This window comes from Solirubrobacter deserti (genome assembly GCF_027587175.1).
Lineage (GTDB): Bacteria > Actinomycetota > Thermoleophilia > Solirubrobacterales > Solirubrobacteraceae > Solirubrobacter > Solirubrobacter deserti.
The window spans coordinates 52,258-70,949 of the sequence record NZ_JAPCID010000031.1 but is presented as its reverse complement, the minus strand read 5'-3'; the positions used below and the strand labels follow the sequence as shown (position 1 = coordinate 70,949).

The 18,692-nt window shown below is 71.4% G+C and carries 19 protein-coding genes and 1 riboswitch; of the genes, 10 read left to right on the top strand and 9 right to left on the bottom strand.

The window, feature by feature from the left end; all coding sequences use genetic code 11:
- Positions 1 to 88 precede the first annotated feature (88 nt).
- Positions 89 to 1,519, top strand: a complete 1,431-nt coding sequence (locus OJ962_RS20770) for an HD-GYP domain-containing protein (RefSeq protein WP_202952634.1) — start codon at positions 89 to 91, stop codon at positions 1,517 to 1,519.
- A 57-nt stretch (positions 1,520 to 1,576) separates the two neighbouring features.
- Positions 1,577 to 2,176, top strand: coding sequence for a hypothetical protein (locus OJ962_RS20765; protein ID WP_202952633.1), 600 nt, complete (start codon positions 1,577 to 1,579; stop codon positions 2,174 to 2,176).
- Here the strand turns inward: OJ962_RS20765 and serA are convergent.
- From serA to serC, 4 genes are read right to left on the bottom strand one after another with little or no spacing between them, the layout of a single operon-like run.
- Positions 2,132 to 3,748, bottom strand: coding sequence for a phosphoglycerate dehydrogenase (gene serA, locus OJ962_RS20760; protein ID WP_202952632.1), 1,617 nt, complete (start codon positions 3,746 to 3,748; stop codon positions 2,132 to 2,134). The genes OJ962_RS20765 and serA overlap by 45 nt on opposite strands.
- Positions 3,749 to 4,747 carry a ketol-acid reductoisomerase gene (gene ilvC / locus OJ962_RS20755; protein WP_202952631.1) on the bottom strand — a complete coding sequence of 333 codons (999 nt, stop codon included), beginning with the start codon at positions 4,745 to 4,747 and terminating at the stop codon, positions 3,749 to 3,751.
- Positions 4,748 to 4,758: 11 nt separating this feature from the next.
- Positions 4,759 to 5,583 carry a class I SAM-dependent methyltransferase gene (locus OJ962_RS20750; RefSeq protein ID WP_202952630.1) on the bottom strand — a complete coding sequence of 275 codons (825 nt, stop codon included), beginning with the start codon at positions 5,581 to 5,583 and terminating at the stop codon, positions 4,759 to 4,761.
- Positions 5,583 to 6,704, bottom strand: a complete 1,122-nt coding sequence (gene serC, locus OJ962_RS20745) for a phosphoserine transaminase (protein ID WP_202952629.1) — start codon at positions 6,702 to 6,704, stop codon at positions 5,583 to 5,585. Before serC ends, OJ962_RS20750 begins: the two co-directional genes overlap by 1 nt.
- Positions 6,705 to 6,727: 23 nt before the next feature.
- Positions 6,728 to 6,808: riboswitch (ZMP/ZTP riboswitch) on the bottom strand.
- Between the two features lie 59 nt (positions 6,809 to 6,867).
- On the opposite strand from serC, the gene OJ962_RS20740 reads away from it, so the two are divergent.
- Positions 6,868 to 7,719, top strand: a complete 852-nt coding sequence (locus OJ962_RS20740; RefSeq protein ID WP_202952628.1) for a DUF559 domain-containing protein — start codon at positions 6,868 to 6,870, stop codon at positions 7,717 to 7,719.
- Here OJ962_RS20740 and OJ962_RS20735 read toward each other — a convergent pair.
- Positions 7,672 to 8,793, bottom strand: a complete 1,122-nt coding sequence (locus OJ962_RS20735; RefSeq protein ID WP_202952627.1) for a class I adenylate-forming enzyme family protein — start codon at positions 8,791 to 8,793, stop codon at positions 7,672 to 7,674. The genes OJ962_RS20740 and OJ962_RS20735 overlap by 48 nt on opposite strands.
- A 30-nt stretch (positions 8,794 to 8,823) precedes the next feature.
- On the opposite strand from OJ962_RS20735, the gene menB reads away from it, so the two are divergent.
- The 4 genes from menB to OJ962_RS20715 are packed head-to-tail and all read left to right on the top strand — an operon-like array spanning position 8,824 to position 11,785.
- A complete protein-coding gene (gene menB / locus OJ962_RS20730) occupies positions 8,824 to 9,642 on the top strand; it encodes a 1,4-dihydroxy-2-naphthoyl-CoA synthase (protein WP_202952626.1) in 819 nt (272 codons plus the stop codon).
- Positions 9,643 to 9,662: 20 nt separating this feature from the next.
- Positions 9,663 to 10,529, top strand: coding sequence for a 1,4-dihydroxy-2-naphthoate polyprenyltransferase (locus OJ962_RS20725; RefSeq protein ID WP_202953358.1), 867 nt, complete (start codon positions 9,663 to 9,665; stop codon positions 10,527 to 10,529).
- Positions 10,526 to 11,509 carry a mandelate racemase/muconate lactonizing enzyme family protein gene (locus OJ962_RS20720; RefSeq protein WP_202952625.1) on the top strand — a complete coding sequence of 328 codons (984 nt, stop codon included), beginning with the start codon at positions 10,526 to 10,528 and terminating at the stop codon, positions 11,507 to 11,509. The genes OJ962_RS20725 and OJ962_RS20720 overlap by 4 nt, the downstream gene beginning before the upstream one ends.
- Positions 11,510 to 11,530: 21 nt before the next feature.
- Positions 11,531 to 11,785, top strand: a complete 255-nt coding sequence (locus tag OJ962_RS20715; RefSeq protein ID WP_202952624.1) for a hypothetical protein — start codon at positions 11,531 to 11,533, stop codon at positions 11,783 to 11,785.
- Here OJ962_RS20715 and menH read toward each other — a convergent pair.
- Positions 11,746 to 12,477, bottom strand: a complete 732-nt coding sequence (gene menH / locus OJ962_RS20710; protein ID WP_202952623.1) for a 2-succinyl-6-hydroxy-2,4-cyclohexadiene-1-carboxylate synthase — start codon at positions 12,475 to 12,477, stop codon at positions 11,746 to 11,748. The genes OJ962_RS20715 and menH overlap by 40 nt on opposite strands.
- Positions 12,478 to 12,487: 10 nt before the next feature.
- Between menH and menD the strand changes: the two genes are divergently transcribed.
- The 3 genes from menD to OJ962_RS20695 are packed head-to-tail and all read left to right on the top strand — an operon-like array spanning position 12,488 to position 14,842.
- A complete protein-coding gene (gene menD, locus OJ962_RS20705) occupies positions 12,488 to 14,212 on the top strand; it encodes a 2-succinyl-5-enolpyruvyl-6-hydroxy-3-cyclohexene-1-carboxylic-acid synthase (RefSeq protein WP_202952622.1) in 1,725 nt (574 codons plus the stop codon).
- A gap of 11 nt (positions 14,213 to 14,223) precedes the next feature.
- The gene (locus OJ962_RS20700) at positions 14,224 to 14,490 is read left to right on the top strand and encodes a hypothetical protein (RefSeq protein WP_202952621.1); all 267 of its coding nucleotides are present in this window, start codon (positions 14,224 to 14,226) and stop codon (positions 14,488 to 14,490) included.
- Between the two features lie 10 nt (positions 14,491 to 14,500).
- The gene (locus OJ962_RS20695; protein ID WP_202952620.1) at positions 14,501 to 14,842 is read left to right on the top strand and encodes a hypothetical protein; all 342 of its coding nucleotides are present in this window, start codon (positions 14,501 to 14,503) and stop codon (positions 14,840 to 14,842) included.
- Positions 14,843 to 14,859: 17 nt separating this feature from the next.
- Here the strand turns inward: OJ962_RS20695 and OJ962_RS20690 are convergent, their stop codons facing one another.
- The 3 genes from OJ962_RS20690 to ilvB all read right to left on the bottom strand — a co-directional run bounded on the left by OJ962_RS20690 (position 14,860) and on the right by ilvB (position 18,662).
- Complete coding sequence (locus tag OJ962_RS20690; protein WP_238930961.1) at positions 14,860 to 16,293, bottom strand: isochorismate synthase; 1,434 nt, start codon at positions 16,291 to 16,293, stop codon at positions 14,860 to 14,862.
- 128 nt (positions 16,294 to 16,421) lie between these two features.
- A complete protein-coding gene (gene ilvN / locus OJ962_RS20685) occupies positions 16,422 to 16,919 on the bottom strand; it encodes an acetolactate synthase small subunit (RefSeq protein WP_202953357.1) in 498 nt (165 codons plus the stop codon).
- 63 nt (positions 16,920 to 16,982) lie between these two features.
- Positions 16,983 to 18,662: a biosynthetic-type acetolactate synthase large subunit gene (ilvB, locus tag OJ962_RS20680; RefSeq protein ID WP_202953356.1), complete on the bottom strand. Its 1,680-nt coding sequence runs from the start codon at positions 18,660 to 18,662 to the stop codon at positions 16,983 to 16,985.
- Positions 18,663 to 18,692 lie beyond the last annotated feature (30 nt).

Here is an 18,692-nt window from a genome sequence, read left to right as displayed (position 1 = left end):
GGCGGAACCGTAACAAGTGGTCAACGAGTGGTCAAGACCACTTTGGTCCGGCATCAAGGATTCGTCAAGCCGTCCGATCACCCGGACCATGCTTCGGTCACGGCTGCTTCCGTTCGTCATGGTGCTTGCGGCGCTCGTGCCCGTCGCCGCGGTCGTGCTGGTCGGCACCAGACCGGCGGGGATGACGCCGCCGACGCACTTCGTCCTCGTGGCCACCGCGGCCGCGATCGCCTCCTTGGCCTCGCTGGCGCTGAGCATCGCCGGCGCCCGGGCTCGGGACGGCCGCGCCGTCCTGATGGGCACCGCCTTCTCGACGATGACCGCGCTGTTCATGGTGCACGCGTTCGCGACCCCGACGATCTTCACCGAGGGTTTCAACGGGATGATGCCGCTCGCGGGCGGGCTGTCCGTGCCGATCGGCGCCGCACTGCTCGCGCTCACCGCGCTGCCCGCGTTGCGCCGCCCGCACTCCGTGCGCCCGCTGGTGACGTTGCAGGCGGCCCTGTTCGCCGGCGTGCTCGCGTTCGGCGTCTTCGGCCTGCTCAACCCCACGGTCCTGCCGGCCGTGCCGCAGGCCAAGTCCAGCCCGGCGCTGCTGCTGCTGTTCGCCGGCGCCTTCTGCCTCGGACTGCTGATCATCCGCGCCGTGCGGACCTACCTGCTCACGCGTCGCGGCGCCGACCTCGCGATCGCCCTCGGGTGCGCGTGGCTGAGCGTCACGCTGTGGGCGAACCTCGTCATCGGTCCGATGACGATCGGTTACTTCATCGGGCACGCGCTCGAGATCTGCGCGGTGGCGATGGTCGCGATCCCGACCGCGCTCGACCTGCGCCGCGCCGGCGCCTCGCGCGCGCTCGTCGGCGACCTCACCGCGACGGAGCTCGTCGAGCGCGAGGAGGCCTACCTCGGCGCGCGCGTGCGCGCGCTGATGGTCCGGCTCGAGCGCCGCGACCGTTCCACCGAGGAGCACACCCGCCGCGTCGCCTACCTCGCCGCCCGCGTCGGCGAGGAGCTCAAGCTGTCCCCGACTGCCCGTCGCCACCTCGCCGTCGGTGGCCTGCTGCACGACATCGGCAAGCTCTCCGTGCCGCTCGAGATCCTCAACAAGCCGGGCAAGCTGACCGACGCGGAGTTCGCCGCGATCAAGCGCCACCCCGAGGACGGGCGCCGGCTGCTCGACGAGCTCGGCGGCTTCCCCGAGGCCGTGCGCGAGCTCGTCTCCGACCACCACGAGCGCCTCGACGGCAGCGGGTATCCGCGTGGCCTGACCGCGATGGACATGAGCCTCGAGACGCGCATCCTCGCCGTCTGCGACGTCTACGACGCCCTGGTGAGCGATCGCGTGTACCGCGCGGCCTGGACGCCCGAGCGCGCGTTCGCGCTGCTCGAGGAGGAGTCGGACGCCTACGACCAGACCGTCGTGGCCGCGCTCAAGCAGGCCGTGTGCCCGAGCTTCGTCGCCGATCTCGCCACCGCGCCGGTGGTGGCGCCGCGCGTGCGTTCCCCCCGAACGGTGTAGTTGCCACGCCCGCCAGGGCGACTAAGATCGCGTGCGTCAACCCACGGAAGGGTCTTGATGCGCGCGGCGCTGTCCGGATTTCTGTTGTTCGCCCTGCCCGGCCTGCTGGCCGTGCTCCTGCTGCGCCCGTCCGCGGCGGAGCCGCCCGCGTGGCCGGTGTCCCCCTCGTTCCCGCCGCAGCCCGAGGCGACCTATTGGGACCAGCCCGCGACCGAGTCGCTGGAGCTGCTGCGCGAGGTCACCGTTTCCGAGGCCAAGCTCGCCGGGCCGGCCTTGGCCGCGTGTGAGCTGGAGGCGCGCGGCGCGGAGAAGCCGAACGTGGTGTTCCGCCGCTGCGCGACGACGCCGCTCGCCCGCGTGGACGGGTTCGCGAGCGCGAACAGCCGCATGCTGTCGGCGCTGGCCGACGCCGCGCGGGACGACTGCCGCCAGCGGATGATGAACCTCGGCGGGCTGACGTCCACCCTCGGCACGACCGCGCGCACCACGCTGCGCGGCGCGCTCGGGTTCGCCTGGGACGAGGTGCTCGAAGCGTCGCGGACCATCCGGGCGTTCGCGCGCGAGGCCTCGAAGGTCGCGCGCGAACGCGGGTGGAAGTCCAGCTGCCGGGCGTTACCCGAGCGAGATCGACCGGCCGCTGACGAACCCGTCGCTTGACGCGATCTGGTCGATCACGGCCTGCGGGACGGCGCCGTCGGTCGTGACGGCCATGACGGCCAGGTCGCTCTCCCCCTCGCCCGGGGCCTGACGGCCCACCGCGGCGGCGGAGATGTTCACGCCGGCCTCGCCGAGGCTGGAGCCGACGCGGCCGACCATGCCCGGCACGTCGCTGTAGCGGAACAGCGCGAGGTGCGGGTCGTCGATCTGGAGGTTGAAGCGCTGGCCCCAGGCCTCCAGCAGGTGCGGGCGGTGCAGCTGGCCGAGCGTCGTGCCCACGACGCGGACCGACTCGCTGCCACCGACGAGCGTGAGGCGGACGAGGTCGGAGTAGTCGCGCGCGTTGGTCTCCCGCGTCTCGGCCACCGAGATCCCGCGTTCCTCGGCCAGCGTCGGCGCGTTGACGAGGTTCACGCCCTCCTCCGTGCGGCCGGCGAACAGGCCGGTCAGGACCGAGAGGGTGAGCAGGCGCGTGTCGCGCTCGGCGATCCGGCCCAGGTACTCGATCTCGACGCGCTCGACCGAGTCGGCGAGGCTCGCCGCGATCGTGCCCAGCTTCTGGGCGAGCGGAACGAACGGGCCGAGGACCTCCATGTCCTCCGCGCTGATCGCGGGGATGTTCACGGCGGTCGTGACCGAGCCGCCGGTGAGGGCGGCGACGACCTGCTCGGCGGTCTGCACGCCGGCGCGGTCCTGCGCTTCGGCGGTGGAGGCGCCCAGGTGCGGCGTGACGACGACGTTGGCGTAGCCGAACAGCGGGTGGTCGGTGATCGGCTCGGTCGTGAACACGTCGAGCGCGGCGCCGGCGACCTTGCCGGAGTCCAGCGCGGCCTGCAGGTCCTCGTCGACGATCAGCGGACCGCGGGCGACGTTGATGATCCGCACGCCGTCCTTGCACTTGCCGATCGTCTCGGCGTTGATGAAGCCCTGGGTCTCAGGGGTCTTCGGCAGGTGCAGCGTGAGGAAGTCCGCGGCGGCCAGGACCTCGTCGGCGTTCTCGGCCTTCTCCGCGCCGATCTCGCGGTAGCGGCTGTCGGCCGTGAACGGGTCGAACGCGATCACGCGCATCCCGAACGCGCGGGCGCGGATGGCGACGAGCTGACCGATGCGACCGAAGCCGAGCACGCCGAGCGTCTTGCCGTCGAGCTCGGTGCCGCCCAGCTTGGAGCGCTCCCACTTGCCGGACGTGAGGCTCGCGTGCGCCTGCGGGATGTTGCGGGCGAGGGCGAGGATCAGGGCGACCGTGTGCTCGGCGGCGGCGACCGTGTTGGCCTCCGGGGCGTTGGCGACGATGATGCCCTTCTTGGACGCCGTCTGGACGTCGACGTTGTCCACGCCCACGCCGGCGCGGCCGACGACCTTGAGGTTGTCGGCGCGCTCGAGCACCTCGGCGTCGAGCTTGGTGGCGGAGCGGATCAGGATGCCGTGGAAGCCGCCGATGCGCTCGAGCAGCTCCTCACGCGTCCAGTCCGTGCCGACCTCGACGTCGAAGCGCTCCTTGAGCATGTCGACGCCGGTCGCGGCGATCTTCTCCGCGACCAGGACGCGGTAGTTCTCGGTCAGTGCGGTCATCTATCCCTCTTCGAACTCCGTGTCGATCCAGCTCATCATCGAGCGCAGCTGCTTGCCCTCGGTCTCGATGGCGTTGGCCTGGCCCTCCGCGCGCAGGCGCTGGAAGTTCTCTTGGCCGGCGCGGTTCTCGGCGATCCACTCGCGGGCGAACGTGCCGTCCTGGATCTCCGTGAGCACGTCCTTCATCGCCTGACGCGTCTGGTCGGTGATGATGCGCTTGCCGCGCGTGAGGTCGCCGTACTCGGCCGTGTTGGAGATCGAGTGGCGCATGCCCGTGATGCCCTTCTCGTACATCAGGTCCACGATCAGCTTGAGCTCGTGGAGGCACTCGAAGTAGGCCATCTTGGGGTCGTAGCCCGCGTCCACCAGCGTCTCGTAGCCCGCGGTGACCAGCTCGGAGACGCCGCCGCAGAGCACGGCCTGCTCGCCGAACAGGTCGGTCTCGGTCTCGTCCTTGAACGTGGTCTCGATCACGCCGCCGCGCGTGCCGCCGATGCCCTTGGCGTAGGCCAGCGCGAGGTCCTTGGCGTTGCCCGTCTCGTTCTTGTGGATCGCGATCAGCGCCGGGACGCCGGAGCCCTCGGTGTACTGGCGGCGCACCAGGTGGCCCGGGCCCTTGGGGGCGACGAGCGCGACGTCGACCTCCGGCGGGGGCTCGACCTCGCCGTAGTGGACGCTGAAGCCGTGGCCGAAGAGCAGCAGGTTGCCGGGGGCGATGCCGTCCTTGATGGACGCCTCGTAGACGTCGTGGTGCTTCTCGTCGGGAAGCAGCACCATCACGATGTCGCCGCGGCTGGAGGCCTCCTCCAGGCTCGTGACCTCGAGCCCGGCGGCCTTGGCGTGCTCGACGGACTTGCTGCCCTCGCGCAGGCCTACGACGACGTCTACCCCAGAGTCCTTGAGGTTGCGGGCGTGCGCGTGGCCCTGGGAGCCGTACCCCAGGATGGCCACGGTCTTGCCCTTCAGGAGGTCCAGATCCGCGTCGTCGTCGTAGTACATGGGCGGTGATCCTAGGCGGTCGCCGTGGCTATCCAGGTTCTGGCCGGGATTTCCAGACGGTCGTCGGGTTGCGTGAACGGTTGTGCCGCTTCTTCGAGCTCGGCGAGCACGTCGCTGCGGGTGGCGAAGTCGAGTTGGGCGTCGGCGTCGCCGGTGCGCGTGGACATCTGCGTCTGCGCCACCCACCAGTCGTCGACGTCCTCGTAGCGCATGACGAAGTTCACGGCCTCGACCTTCGGCTCGAGGAAGCCGGCGGTGGCCATCGTGTCCTCGATGACGTTCGGGTCGGCCCACGTGAACTGGCCGGGGCCGGGCGGCGTGGGCTCGAGGATGCCGCGGCGTTGCAGGATGCGCACGGGCGCCGCGCTCCACAGGTTGTCGTCGGGGCCCGACCAGGCCGCGAGCGCGACCGCGGCGTCCTGCTTGAGGACGCGGCGCGTCTCCCTGAGTGCGAACTCCGGGTCGTCGAGCAGCATGTAGCCCCAGCGGCACAGGACGCCGTCGATGGACGCGGCCTGGATGTCGATCGGGGTGCTCAGGTCGATCTGCTTGAAGCGGACGTCGACGTTCTGCGGGGCGCGCTTCTGCGCCGCGGTGAGCATCTCCGGCGCGAAGTCGCTGGTGATGAGCGTGCCGCCGGGCTGGATCAGCTCGGCGGCGAGGAATCCCGTGTCGCCGAGGCCGGCGGCGAGGTCCAGGATCGTGTGTCCGGGCTGGGGGCGGACGAGCTCGACCAGGCGGGCGGACACGGGCATCGTGTCGCGCGCCATCTGCTCGGCTCTGGCCTCCCAGCCCTGGGCCGCGCGGACCCAGCGATCACGGGATTCGAGCGTCACTACAGGTTTTCGACCACGTAGTCGATGCAGGCGGTGAGCGCCTTCACATCCTCCGGCTCGATGGCCGGGAACATCGCGACGCGCAGCTGGTTGCGACCGAGCTTGCGGTACGGCTCCACGTCGACGATCCCGTTCGCGCGCAGCGTCTTGGCCACGGCGGACGCGTCGACCTCGTCGACGAAGTCGATCGTGCCGACGACCAGCGAGCGCTTGGCCGGGTCGGCGACGTAGGGCGTCGTGTACTCGGTCTGCTCGGCCCACTGGTAGAGGTGGTTCGAGGAGGCGGTGGTGCGCTCGACGCAGCCGTCGAGGCCGCCAAGGCCGAGCATCCAGTCGATCTGGTCCGCGAGCAGGATCAGCGTCGCGAGCGCCGGCGTGTTGTAGGTCTGGTCCTTGACGCTGTTGTCGAGCGCGGTGCTGAGCGAGAGAAACTCGGGGATCCAGCGGTCGGTCGCGGCGATCTCGCCGATCCGCTCGAGCGCCGCCGGGCTGGTGAGGGCGATCCACAGGCCGCCGTCGGACGCGAAGCTCTTCTGCGGCGCGAAGTAGTAGACGTCGGAGTCGGCGACGTTGACGGGCAGGCCGCCCGCGCCGGACGTCGCGTCGATCAGGACGAGCCCGTCGCCGACGCGCTCGACGGGAACCATCACGCCGGTGCTGGTCTCGTTGTGCGCCCACGCGACGACGTCCGCGGACGGGTCGGAGGTCGGGGCGGGCGCGTCGCCCGGCTCGGCCTTGACGATGATCGGGTCCTGCAGGAACGGCGCGCCGCCGGTGGACTTGGCGAACTTGGAGCTGAACTCGCCGTAGGTCAGGTGCAGCGCGCGCTCGCGCACGAGGCCGAACGTCGCGGCGTCCCAGAACGCGGTCGTACCGCCGTTGCCGAGCATGACCTCGTAGCCCTCGGGCAGCTGAAACAGCTCGCGCAGGCCGCCGCGGACCCGGCCGACGAGGTTCTTGACCGGCTTCTGCCGGTGCGACGTGCCCATCAGCGCGACGGCCTCAGGGTCCGACAGGCGCGCGAGCTGCGCGGGACGAACCTTCGACGGGCCGCAACCGAAGCGGCCATCGGACGGCTTCAGGTCGGCGGGAATGTTCACGGACGTGACGGTGTCGGACACGTGACTCCTCGTGTGATCGCGTTGAAAGGTGCCCAGGCGCGCGACCGTACGACGCCGCCGCTCCCCGGTGGTGCTCCACCTAAGCGCCAGTTGCGACGGCCGAATGCAGCGTAGCGGGGGCGAAGTTCGTCAGCCGTTGCCTACACGTGACGAAACCTCCGGCATGCGGACCTTTCGTTACATCTCGCGGCTCGCGACCGCGCAGCACGGTGTGGTGCGTGCCGCGCAGACCGGCGCGACGTCGCAAACACTGCGGCGTGCCGTCGTGGCCGGCGAGTTGTGGCCCTTGTACCGGGGCGTGTACGCGGTCGGGCACCCGGGCCTCTCGCGCGAGGGCGAATGGCTTGCCGCGGTGTACGCGGCGGGCGACGGCGCCGCGCTGGCCGGCTTCAGCGGCGGCAAGTACTGGAAGATCTCGCGGTTCAAGGAGCCGGCGATCCAGGTCGCCGTGCCGAAGCGGCGCCGCAAGCAGGACGGCTTCGAGATCGTGCCCGGCCTGCTCGTCCCCGGCGAGTCGTTGGTGCGCGACGCGATCCCGGTGTGCAACGTGCCGCGGGTCCTGTTCGACATGAGCCGGGAGTTGAACGCGGAGCAGGTCGCGAACGTCATCCACGAGGCGGCGTTCCGCAAGCTCTTCGACCCGCGCATGGTCAAGCGGCGCACGAAGACGCTCGACCGGGCGCTCGAGCTGCACGCCGCCGGCAGCGCCGGGACGCGCTCCGGGCTCGAGGACCGGTTCCTCAAGCTGATCCGCGGCGCGCGGCTTCCGGAGCCAGTTGTCAACACGCGTCTCCTGGGATTCGAGCTCGACTTCCGATGGCCGGGGCTCAACGTCGAGATCGACGGCGATCACCACGACCGGCCGAGGACCGCGCGCGACGATCGCATCCAGGACGCGGTCCTGCGCGAGCACGGGTTCGTCGTGCTGCGCTTCCGCGAAGAGGATCTCGCGCGCCCGGACGAGGTCCTACGCGAGCTCGCGGCGCAGAACCTTCCCAGCCGCATTCCGAGGTAGCGCCTCGACTTGCTCAATGCCTTTTGGAACTTTGAACGGCGCCAGGCGCTCCCGCACGAATTCACGGAGGTCAGGCGCGTCCGCGCCCAGGACCACGAACGCGGTCACGGCCTCGCCCCACTCCGGGTCGGGCCGGCCGACCACGGCGGCTTCGAGCACCGCCGGGTGCGAGAGCAGGACGGCCTCGACCTCCTGCGGCATGACGTTCTCGCCGCCGCTGACGATCGTGTCCACCTTGCGGCCGTGGACCACGAGCCGGCCGTCCAGCCACGAGCCGAGATCGCCCGTGGCGTGCGTGCCGCCGACCACGGACGCTCCCGAGACGATGATCTCGCCGTCCGCCGCCAGGTCGATCGTCACCCCGGGCAGTGGGCGGCCAGACGTCTCGGTGTCTCCGATGTCCGCGAGCGCGACCGCGCTGCACGCCTGCGTGAGCCCGTAAGACGGGCGGACGGGCCAACCGGCGGCACGCGCGCGGACGAGCAGCGTCGGGTCCGCGGGGGCACCGCCGAGCATCACGTCGCGAAGCGTCTCCGGCGGCGGTTGATGGATCAGGCGCGCGAGCTGCGTCGGGACCAGCGAGGCCACGGTGACGTCGGGCGTGTCGGCTGGGCCGATCACGGCGGTGGTGCGCGTGAGCCAGGACCGCAGGAGCACCATCAGGCCGCCGATGTGCGAGAGCGGTAAGGGGCACAGCCAACGGCCCGGCTCGATCACGGCGGTCACGGCATCCGAGTTCGCCTGGATCTGGGAGAGCGAGAGCCGGATCGGCCGGGGCACGCCGGTCGTGCCGCTCGTGTGCACGACCAGGCCGAACCCGGCGCCCTTTTCCTGTCTGCCGTGGTCTATCTCCGTGATGACCTGCCCGGCATCGGCCACACGCCATACCGGCTCGCGCAGGTCCACCGGCACCGCTTCCACGCCCGCCTGCATGCACGCGCGCAGCGCGATCGCGAAGTCCAGCGACGGCGGCATCGCGATCGCCACGCGCGGCGCCGACACACGCACGCGCGAGGCGCGCTCCGCCAGCTCGTCGTAGGTCAGCGACCCCTGCGGCGTCTCGATCGCGTTCACGAGCGCCGAGACTAGCTATGGTCATCCGCCGTGAACTGGACCTCTGCGGGCGATTACCAGGACATCCGGTACGAGCTGTCCGGGGACGGGATCGCCAAGATCACCATCAACCGCCCGGAAGTCCGCAACGCGTTCCGCCCGGAGACGATCATCGAGATCTCGCAGGCGCTCGAGGTCGCGCGTGAGGACGAGTCGGTCGGCGTGATCATCCTCACCGGCGAGGGCCCGCTCGCGTTCTGCTCGGGCGGCGACCAGCGCGTGCGCGGGGACACGGGCTACGTGCCGGGCGGCAAGGCCGTCGGGCGCTTCCACGTGACCGACCTGCACGTGCAGATCCGGCGCCTGCCGAAGCCGGTCGTAGCGATGGTCGCGGGCTACGCGATCGGCGGCGGGCAGATCCTGCACCTGGTGTGCGACCTGACGATCGCCGCCGACAACGCGCGGTTCGGACAGACGGGCCCGCGGGTCGGCTCCTTCGACGGTGGTTACGGAGCCAGTCTGCTCTCCCGGCTCGTCGGCCCGAAGAAGGCCAAGGAGTTCTGGTTCCTGTGCCGCCAGTACGACGCGCAGCAGGCGCTGGAGATGGGGCTCGTCAACACGGTCGTCCCGCTCGACGAGCTCGAGGCCGAGACGGTCAAGTGGTGCCGCGAGATGCTCGCCCTCTCCCCCTTCGCCCTGCGCCTCGTAAAGCTCAGTTTTCACGCTGAGGAAGACGGCATGGCCGGGATTCAGCAGCTCGCACACGACGCCAACTTGCTCTTTTACGGCAGCGACGAGGCCAAGGAGGGCCGCGAGGCCTACAAGGCCAAGCGCCAGCCGGACTTCTCCCAGTTCCCGCGGCGGTCGTGAGTTCCCTTCACATCTGGTTCATGGCCGCGCGGCCACGCACGCTGCCCGCGGCGGCGGCGCCGGTGTTCGTCGGCACGGCCTACGCCGCGGCGCTCGGCACCTTCCGGCCGCTGACGTTCGTCGCGACGCTGCTCGGCGCGCTGCTCATCCAGATCGGGACCAACCTGAGCAACGACTACTCGGACGCCCGCCGCGGCGCCGACACCGAGGACCGCCTCGGGCCGGTCCGCGTCACCGCCGGCGGGCTCGTTCCGCCCAAGCAGGTGCTGGTCGCGACCTATGTGGCGTTCGGCCTGGCGGTGCTGGTGGGCGTGTACCTGATCCTGACGTCCGGCTGGGAGCTGCTGCTCGTCGGCGTGCTGTCGATTCTCGCCGGCGTGCTCTACACGGGCGGGCCTCGGCCCTACGGGTACGAGGGCCTGGGCGAGGTGTTCGTGTTCCTGTTCTTCGGCATCGTCGCCGTCACCGGCACGTTCTTCGCGCAGACCAAGGAGCTGGCGTGGGAGGCCTTCGTCCTGGCCGTGCCCGTCGGGTTGCTGGCGACCGCGATCCTGATGGTCAACAACGTGCGCGACCTGGAGACGGACCGGCGGGCGGGCAAGCGCACGCTGGCGGTGCGGCTGGGGCGTGATCGCGCGCGCGTCGCGTACGCGCTCATCGTCTACCTCGCGTTCGCCACCGCTCCCTTGGCGTGGGCGTTCGGCGGGGAGCAGCTGACGCCCTGGTTGTTGCTGCCGTGGCTGTCGCTGCCGATCGCGGCGCCGATCGTGCGGGTCGTGCGCAACCGGGTCGACGGCCCGTCGCTGAACGGCGCGCTCGCCCGCACCGGGATGCTGCAGCTCGCGTTCTGCGTGCTGCTGTCGGCGGGGCTGCTGTTGTCGAAGTGATCGCGCTGAGCGTCCGCACCGAGCGGTTCACGCTGCCTTCGACGCTGCGGGCCTCGTGGGGCGAGTTGCGCGAGCGCGAGGTGCTGGTCGTGCGGCTCGACTTCCCGGACGGGCTCTGGGGCGAGGGTGAGGCGGCGCCGCTCGAGCCCTACGACGGGGTGTCGATGGCGTCGGTGCGGGCCGCTCTGGATGCGTACGCGGCGGTGCTGCGTTCGCTGGAGCCGACGGCCGACGTGCTGGAGGCCTGCCGGGCGGAGCGGGATCTTCCTCAGGCGCTGGCGGCGGTGGATCTCGCGCTCTGGGATCACGCCTCCCGGCGGACCGGGACGCCCTTGGCGCGGCTGATCGACCCGCGCGCGGTCGGCGCCGTGCCCGTCAACGCGACGATCGGCGCCGAGGACCGCTCCGGCGCCGCCGCGGCTGCGGCCGCCGCCGCGCGGGCGGGGTTCCGGTGCGTGAAGGTCAAGGTCGGGATCGGGGACGACGCCGGGCGCCTGGCCGCCGTGCGCGCCGCGGTCGGGCCCGAGGTCGGCATCCGCGTCGACGCGAACGGGGCCTGGGGAACCGTGGAGGTGGCGCTCGCGGCGTTGCGTTCACTGGAGCCCGTGGGCCTGGAGCTGTGTGAGGAGCCGGTGCACGGCGTCGAGGGGTTGCGCGAGGTGCAGGCCGGCACGCGCGTGCCGATCGCCATGGACGAGACGCACGCTCCCGGCGCCGGCGGCGTCCGCGCGGTGTGTCTGAAGGTCACGCGCGGCGGGATCACGGGCGTGCTGGCCGACGCCCGGACGGCGCGAGCGGCCGGTGCCGACGTCTATCTCGCGTCCACGTTCGACGGTCCGCGCGGGATCGCGGCCGCGGTGCACGCCGCGGCCGCGCTACGCGTCACGCGTTCCTGCGGGCTCGCGACCCTGGCCCCGGCCGGGGCGTTGACACCGCGCGACGGCGTCATCGAGGTTCCGGGCACCGTCGGTCTGGCGTGACGTGGCTGTAGGGTTCGCCGCATGGCACGCGAATGGCCTGAGACGCCGGACGACCCGGTCGATCCCGCGCTCGCACCGCTGATCGAAGCTGGTGAGGGCGAGAGCGAGGGTTTCGAACTCGCCGAAGCGGATCTCATCGAACACGCCGAGCACGGCGACCAGCACAGCACGGAGCCGATCATGCGCGACGGCGCGCAGTTCGACGACCTGCTCGAGGACGACTTCGACGGCGACGACTACGCGGAGGCCGACGAGGAGGGCGACCCCAACTGGTGAGCCACCGCGGCTGGATCCTCCAGCTGCGGTGCGTGGCCGGTGTTCGGGATCGTCACGTGCTCGGCGTTCGGTAACCGCCTCGCCATGTCTTCGGCGAGCGCGCGGAACTTCTCGTCGCGCTCGCCCGTGATGAGCGTGACGGGCGTCTGGAGTTGCGGAAGCCGGTCCCACAGGGGCTCCATGGTGCCCGTGCCCAGGCCTCTGAGGGCTTGGGCGAGGCCGTGCGGGGTGTTGCGCAGGCGGTCGGCGTAGGCGGCGGCCCTTACGCGCTCCGGCTGGCCGGCGAAGAGCGGCAGGTTCCCCCACTCGCGGGCGAACGCCTCGACGCCGATTTCTTCGATCTTGGCGGCGAGCGCCTCGTCGGCGCGGCGGCGCTGCTCGTGTTCGGCGGGGTCGGCGATGCCCGGGCTGGCGCCGATCAGGACGAGCCGGTCGAGGTCGAGCTGGAACGCGGCGTGGAGCGCGATCCGGCCGCCCATGCTGTAGCCGACGAGCGTGAACGGGGTGCTCGGGGTGAGCGCGCGCAGGTAAGCAGTGACGGCGTCGCAGCTCGGCGTGCGGTGCGCCGCCTGGCCGTGGCCGGGCAGGTCCGGCGTGAGCACGCGGTAGCGTGAGGTGAGCTGGGTCGCCGTGCGCCGCCAGGATTGGCGGGTCTGCGTGAAGCCGTGCAGCAGGACGAGCGGCGGCAGCATTTTCTCCATCATGCCCGGAACCGACACGTATCTGTGCCTGCGCGCCTTCGTGGACGAGCTCGTCCGCTGCGGGCTGCGCGACGCCTGCACCTCGCCGGGGTCGCGCTCGACGCCTTTGACCTTGTCGTTTGCCTGGGATGGGCGCCTGCGCTCGACGTCCCACCTCGATGAGCGGAGCGGCGCTTTCTTCGCGCTGGGGCTGGCGAAGACGACCGGCGTGCCGCCCGCCCTGGTGTGCACGTCAGGGACGGCGGCCGCGAACTACGCGCCCGCCGTGCACGAGGCGTACGAGGCGCGCGTGCCGCTGCTGGTGTTGACCGCGGACCGCCCGCCTGAGCTGCGCGCGATCGGCGCTGGGCAGACGATCGACCAGATCGGGCTGTATGGGTCTGCCGCCAAGTGGTTCTTCGAGGTCGACGACTTTCCCGCCTCCCCGGCGCGGGTGCGCTGGCTGCGGCAGCTCGCGTGCCGCGCGTTCTGGACGGCGCTGGACGGGCGCCCCGGGCCGGTGCACCTGAACTTCTCGTTCCGGGAGCCGCTGGTGCCGGACGGCTCGTCCGGGGTTCCTGCGACGGAGGTGGTCGAAGGGCGTGCGGGCGGGCGGCCGTGGGTGGCGCGCCCGCCCGTGCCGCGGGTGGCGTCCGACGACGTGATCGGTGCGTTGACGCAGCAGGTGCGCGAGGCGTCGCGGGCGGTCGTCGTCGCGGGGCGGTCCGAGCGCGATCCGCGGTTGGGCGCGTCGTTGGCGGCGTTCTGCGAGAAGGCGGGGCTGCCGCTGCTGGCCGATCCGCTGTCGGGCGCGCGGCGCGGGCCGGCGGCCATCGCGCATTACGACGCGCTGCTGCGCTCCGAGGCGTTCGGTTCGTCGGTGGTACCGGATCTGGTGTTGCGGGTCGGGGATCTGCCGACGTCCAAGCCGTTGCGCGCGTGGCTGGCTTCGAGCGGCGCGCTGCAGGTCTCCTTCGACGCGGAAACCGCCTGGCAGGACCCGGACGGGTCGGTGGGCACGATCGTGGCGGCGAACCCGCGCGTGACGTTCGACGAGCTGACGGCGCGCGTGCGCAAGCGTCGTGACCGGTCGTGGTTCGAGCGCTGGCACGCCGCGGACCGGGCCGCCGCGGGGGCGATCGCGGGCGCATTGGGAAGTGCGTTGAACGAGCCGCGCGTGTCCGCCGAGCTGGGCTCGCGGCTCCCGGACGAAGCCGTGCTGGTCGTGGCCTCGTCGATGCCCGTGCGGGACGTCGAGACGTTCTTCCCGGCGCGGCCGAACGCGTTCCGCGTGTTGTCGAATCGGGGCGCGAACGGGATCGACGGGACGGTCTCCACGGCGTTCGGTGTCGCTGCGGCGTCCTCAGGGCCGGTCGTGCTGCTGATCGGCGACGTCGCGCTGGCCCACGACGTGGGCGGCCTGCTCGCGGCTTCCCGGCTCGGGTTGCGGTTGGTGATCGTGCTGATCGACAACGACGGCGGCGGCATCTTCGAGTTCCTCCCGGCCTCCGGGCAGGGCGCCGCGTACGTCGACCACATCGCGACGCCGCACGGGCTCGACTTCGCCCACGCCGCCGCGCTGTACGGGCTCGGCTGGGAGCCTGTCGCGGACGTCGAGTCGTTTCGCTCGGCCCTCGACCGGGCCTTGGTCGCCGACCGCTCGACGATCATCAGCGTCCGGACCGACCGCAGCGAGAACGTGGACCTGCACCGCCGCGTCTGGGAGTCCGTCCGCTCCTCGACTTAGAGTTCGCCGTCGTGTCGGCCGACATCCACCAGGTCTCCCTGCTCTCGATCGAGCCCTCCGCGCCCTCGACCAAGCGCACGACCTCCAAGGGCATCGCGCCCGGGGACATCGTCGAGATCGACAAGCGCGGCCGCCGCTACCACGCCCTCGTCCTCGAGCTCGAGCAGCTGGAGAGCAACCGCTTCGAGCTCAAGGTCAAGCCCTTGGACTCCCGCATCTCCTGGCGAACGGCGAGCGTCCGCGAAGTCGTCGAGGTCTGGCGGCGCGCGGGCCGCTAGCTTTGGCTCCGTGAGCGCTGCCGCCCCGGACGACGACGACCACCAGATCGGCTACCAGGCCCTGCCCCGCGGCGTCCCGGTCGTCACCTCCGACGGCGTCCGCGTCGGCCTCGTCCACCGCGTCCAGGACAACGCCCGCGAGCACATCTTCGACGGCATCGTCGTCAAGACCGACAAGGGTCGTGTGTTCGTCGACGCGCCGGAGGTCGCGCGCATCACGCTGAGGCAGGTCACGCTCTCGATCGACGCCGCCGAAGCCGCCGCGCTGCCCGAGCACCGGGGCGCGCTCGGGGCGATGGAGACGAACCTCAAGCGCTCCGGCAGGCGCTGGAGGCGCCGACTCGGCCGCTAGTAGACGACGATCACGGGCTAGCCGGAAAGGACCGGGAGGAGTGCGCCGAGCTTGATCTCGGTCTCGGCGAGCTCGGACGCCGGGTCCGAGTCGCGGACCACGCCGACGCCTGCGTACAGGCGCCCTTCGTGGCCGCGGAGGAGCGCGCAGCGGAGCGCCACGCAGAACTCGCCGTCGTCGTTGGCGTCCGTCCACCCGATGGCGCCCGCGTACCAGCCGCGGTCCAGGCCCTCCAGCGCGGGGATCAAGGGCACCGCGGCGGCATGGGGTTCGCCGCCCACAGCGGGCGTCGGGTGAAGCAGCGCGGCGAGCTCGATCGCGCTCAAGGGGTGCGCGAGCTGGGCGCGGATCGGCGTGGCGAGGTGCTGGATGTTCGCGACGCGGATGACGGTCGGCTCGTCGGGCGCCGCGACCCAGACCGCGTGGGGCTTCAGCGCCTGCGCGATGCGGCGGACGACGATCTCCTGCTCCTCGCGGTCCTTGACCGAGCGCAGGAGCTGTTCGCCGAGGTGGTTGTCGACGGCGGGGTCGGCGGAGCGGCGGGTGGAGCCGGCCAGGGCAACGGTCTGGGCGCGGGCGCCGTCGCGGCGGACCAGCAGCTCGGGTGAGGCGGCGATGAAGGCGGCGTCGCCGCGGCCCGCGCAGAAGACGTAGCAGGAGTCGAAACCGGAGCGCAGGACGCCGAAGACGGCAGCGGCGTCGTGGGGCGTCGGGGCCTGGACGGTGACCTCGCGCGCCAGGACGATCTTCTCGAAGGCGCCGGCGCGGATGCGTTCGACGGCGCGGGCGACGGCGGCCTCGTAGTGCTCGGGCGGCGCGACGGAGTCCACGCGGAACTTGCCGACGGGGTCCGGATCGAGCATCGGCAGCGGATCGAGGCGCAGCGAAGCCACCCGGGCCGACAGGCGCTCGGCGAGATCGGACGGCACATCGTCCGGGGCGACGAGCGCAGCCACGGTGAGGCGGACGTCGTCACCACGCCGCGCCAGGGACACCTCGGGCACGACGAGATCCGCGGCCGAGAAGCCCTCCCAGTGCGGCGCGCGGCCGCCATCGGGGGCGAAGGCGAAGCCGCCCACCGCCACGAGGCCGGCGCCCGGCGGGCCGTCCGGCGCGTCGGCGACGGCGTCGGCGGCCAGCGCGCGCCACGCCGCGGAGACCTGCTTGAAGCGGGACGGGCCGCTCGCGGTCAGCCGCGTCACGACGCCCAACGCCGCCAGCGCGGAACCCGCACGGTCGGGCTGCTCGAAGCAGAACCAGTCCTCGCCCTCAGCGCGGGATGCGAAGACAACCGCGCTCGGGTCCACTTCCGACCCGACGCGCACCGTCAGCCCCAGCAGGACCGGCTCGCCTGACTTGCGCGCACGCTTGATCGCGCGCTCGGCGCGCCGCAGCAGCGCATCGGCGTCGACAGCGAGTCCGCGTCCTGGCGTGAGTTGGCCGACCGTCAAGGCCATACAGGTTATGAAGTGGCGGGGGTGATGAACGAGACGGTCCTCACAGGACCGGTTCGTTCATCACCCCCGGTTCGCGTGGTGGGCGCCGCGGACCCGCGGACGCCCACCCGCACACCCGTGGGTCAGGTCTCGCCGCGACCGCGGCTGATGGCGATCTCGCCGGTGCGGGCCATCTCGATCAGGCCGAAGGGCCGGACCATCCGCTCGAACGCCTCGATCTTGTCGAACGAGCCCGTGACCTCGATGATCACGGACCGCTTGGAGACGTCGATGATCTTCCCGCGGAAGATCTCGACCATCTGCATGACCTCGGCGCGGGTGGAGCCGTCGGCGCTCACCTTGAACAGGGCGAGCTCGCGCGCGACCGTCTCGGTCGGCTCCAGGTCGCGGATCTTGATGACGTTGACCAGCTTGTGCAGTTGCTTGGTCACCTGGTCGATCGGGTGCATCGCGCCGTCCAGGGTCAGCGTGATGCGCGAGAGCGTCGGGTCGTCGGTCGGGCCGACGGCGAGCGTGTCGATGTTGAAGCCCCGCCGCGCGAACAGGCCGGCGATGCGGGTCAGCACGCCCGGCTTGTTCTCGACCAGGATCGAGAGGATGTGCTTGCGGCCGGTGCGCAGGCCGACGGACGCCTCGAGCTCCTCGAGCGACAGGACTTCCTTGGTTCCGGGTTCGCCCACGGCTCAGCCCACCATTTCCCGCGCGGCGGCGCCCGGCGCGATCATCGGGTACGTGTTCTCCTCGCGCGTGACCTTCACGTCGACCACGACCGGGCCGGGCGTGGCGAGCGCGGTCCGCAGGTCCTCGACGAGAGTGGTCTTGTCCTGCAGGAGCACGCCGTGCGCGCCGTAGGCCTCGGCGAGCTTGACCCAGTCCGGGTAGGAGCCCATCTCGACGTTGGAGTACCGGCGGTCCCAGAACAGCTCCTGCCACTGGCGGACCATGCCCAGGTAGCCGTTGTCCATGATCACGCACTTGACCGGGACGTCGAACTGCTTGGCGGTGCCGAGCTCCTGGATGTTCATCTGGAACGAGCCGTCACCCGTGAGCAGGACGCTCGGCACGTCCGGGCAGGCGATCGCGGCGCCGATCGCGGCCGGCAGGCCGAAGCCCATCGTGCCCAGGCCGCCCGAGTTGATCCAGCGGCGCGGGCCCTTGAAGTGGAAGTACTGCGCCGCCCACATCTGGTGCTGGCCGACGTCGCTGGACAGGATGCAGTCACCGTCGTTGGTCGCCTTGTAGAGCGCCTCGACCAGGTACTGCGGCTTGATCTCGCTGTCCGCGCTGTCGTCGTAGCGCAGCGGGTGCTGCGAGCGCCAGTGCTCGATCCGCTCCCACCAGCCGGTCAGGCGCGCGGCGTCGGGCTCGAGCGCCCGATACTCGCCCACGAGACGGGCCAGGATGCGCTTCGCGTCGCCCACGATCGGGATGTGCGCCGGCACGTTCTTGGAGATCTCGGCCGGATCGATGTCGATGTGGATGAACTTGGCACGCGGGGCGAACTCGCTCAGCTTGCCCGTGATGCGGTCGTCGAAGCGGGCGCCGATCGCGACGATCAGGTCCGCCTCGTCCATCGCGTAGTTGGCCGCGCGGGTGCCGTGCATGCCGAGCATCCCGAGCCACTGCTGGTCGGGCGCCGGGAACGCGCCGAGGCCCATCAGCGTGCAGGTGACGGGGAAGTTCCCGGAGCGGGCGAGCTCGGTCAGCTCCTCCGAGGCCTGGGCGGAGATCACGCCGCCGCCCGCGTAGAGCACCGGGCGCCGTGCGTTGGCCAGCGCCTTGGCGGCGAGCCGGATCTGCTTGGAGTTGCCGTCCAGCGTCGGCTGGTAGCCGGGCAGGTGGACGTCCTCGACCGGCTGATAGTCGATCTCGGCGCGGCTGAGGTCCTGCGGGATGTCGATCAGGACCGGGCCGGGGCGGCCGGTGCGAGCGATGTGGAACGCCTCGTGCACCACGCGCGGGATCTCCGTCGGGTGCTGGATGACGAACGAGTGCTTGACGATCGGCATCGTGATGCCGAACGTGTCCGCCTCCTGGAAGCCGTCCGTGCCGAGCAGCTCCGTGCGGACCTGGCCGGTGAAGGCGACGAGCGGGACGGAGTCCATCATCGCGTCCGTGAGCGGCGTGACGATGTTCGTGGCGCCCGGACCGGACGTCGCGAACACGACGCCCACGCGGCCTGAGGCCTTGGCGTAACCCTCGGCGGCGTGGCCGCCGCCGGCCTCATGACGGACGAGGACGTGGCGGATGCCGGCGTCGACGAACGCGTCGTAGGTCGGCAGGTTGGCCCCGCCCGGATAGCCGAATACGACGTCGACGCCTTCGGCCTTGAGGCATTCCATGATGGCGTCGACAGCACGCATCATCGGCTCTGTCACTTCCTTCCAGGGGAC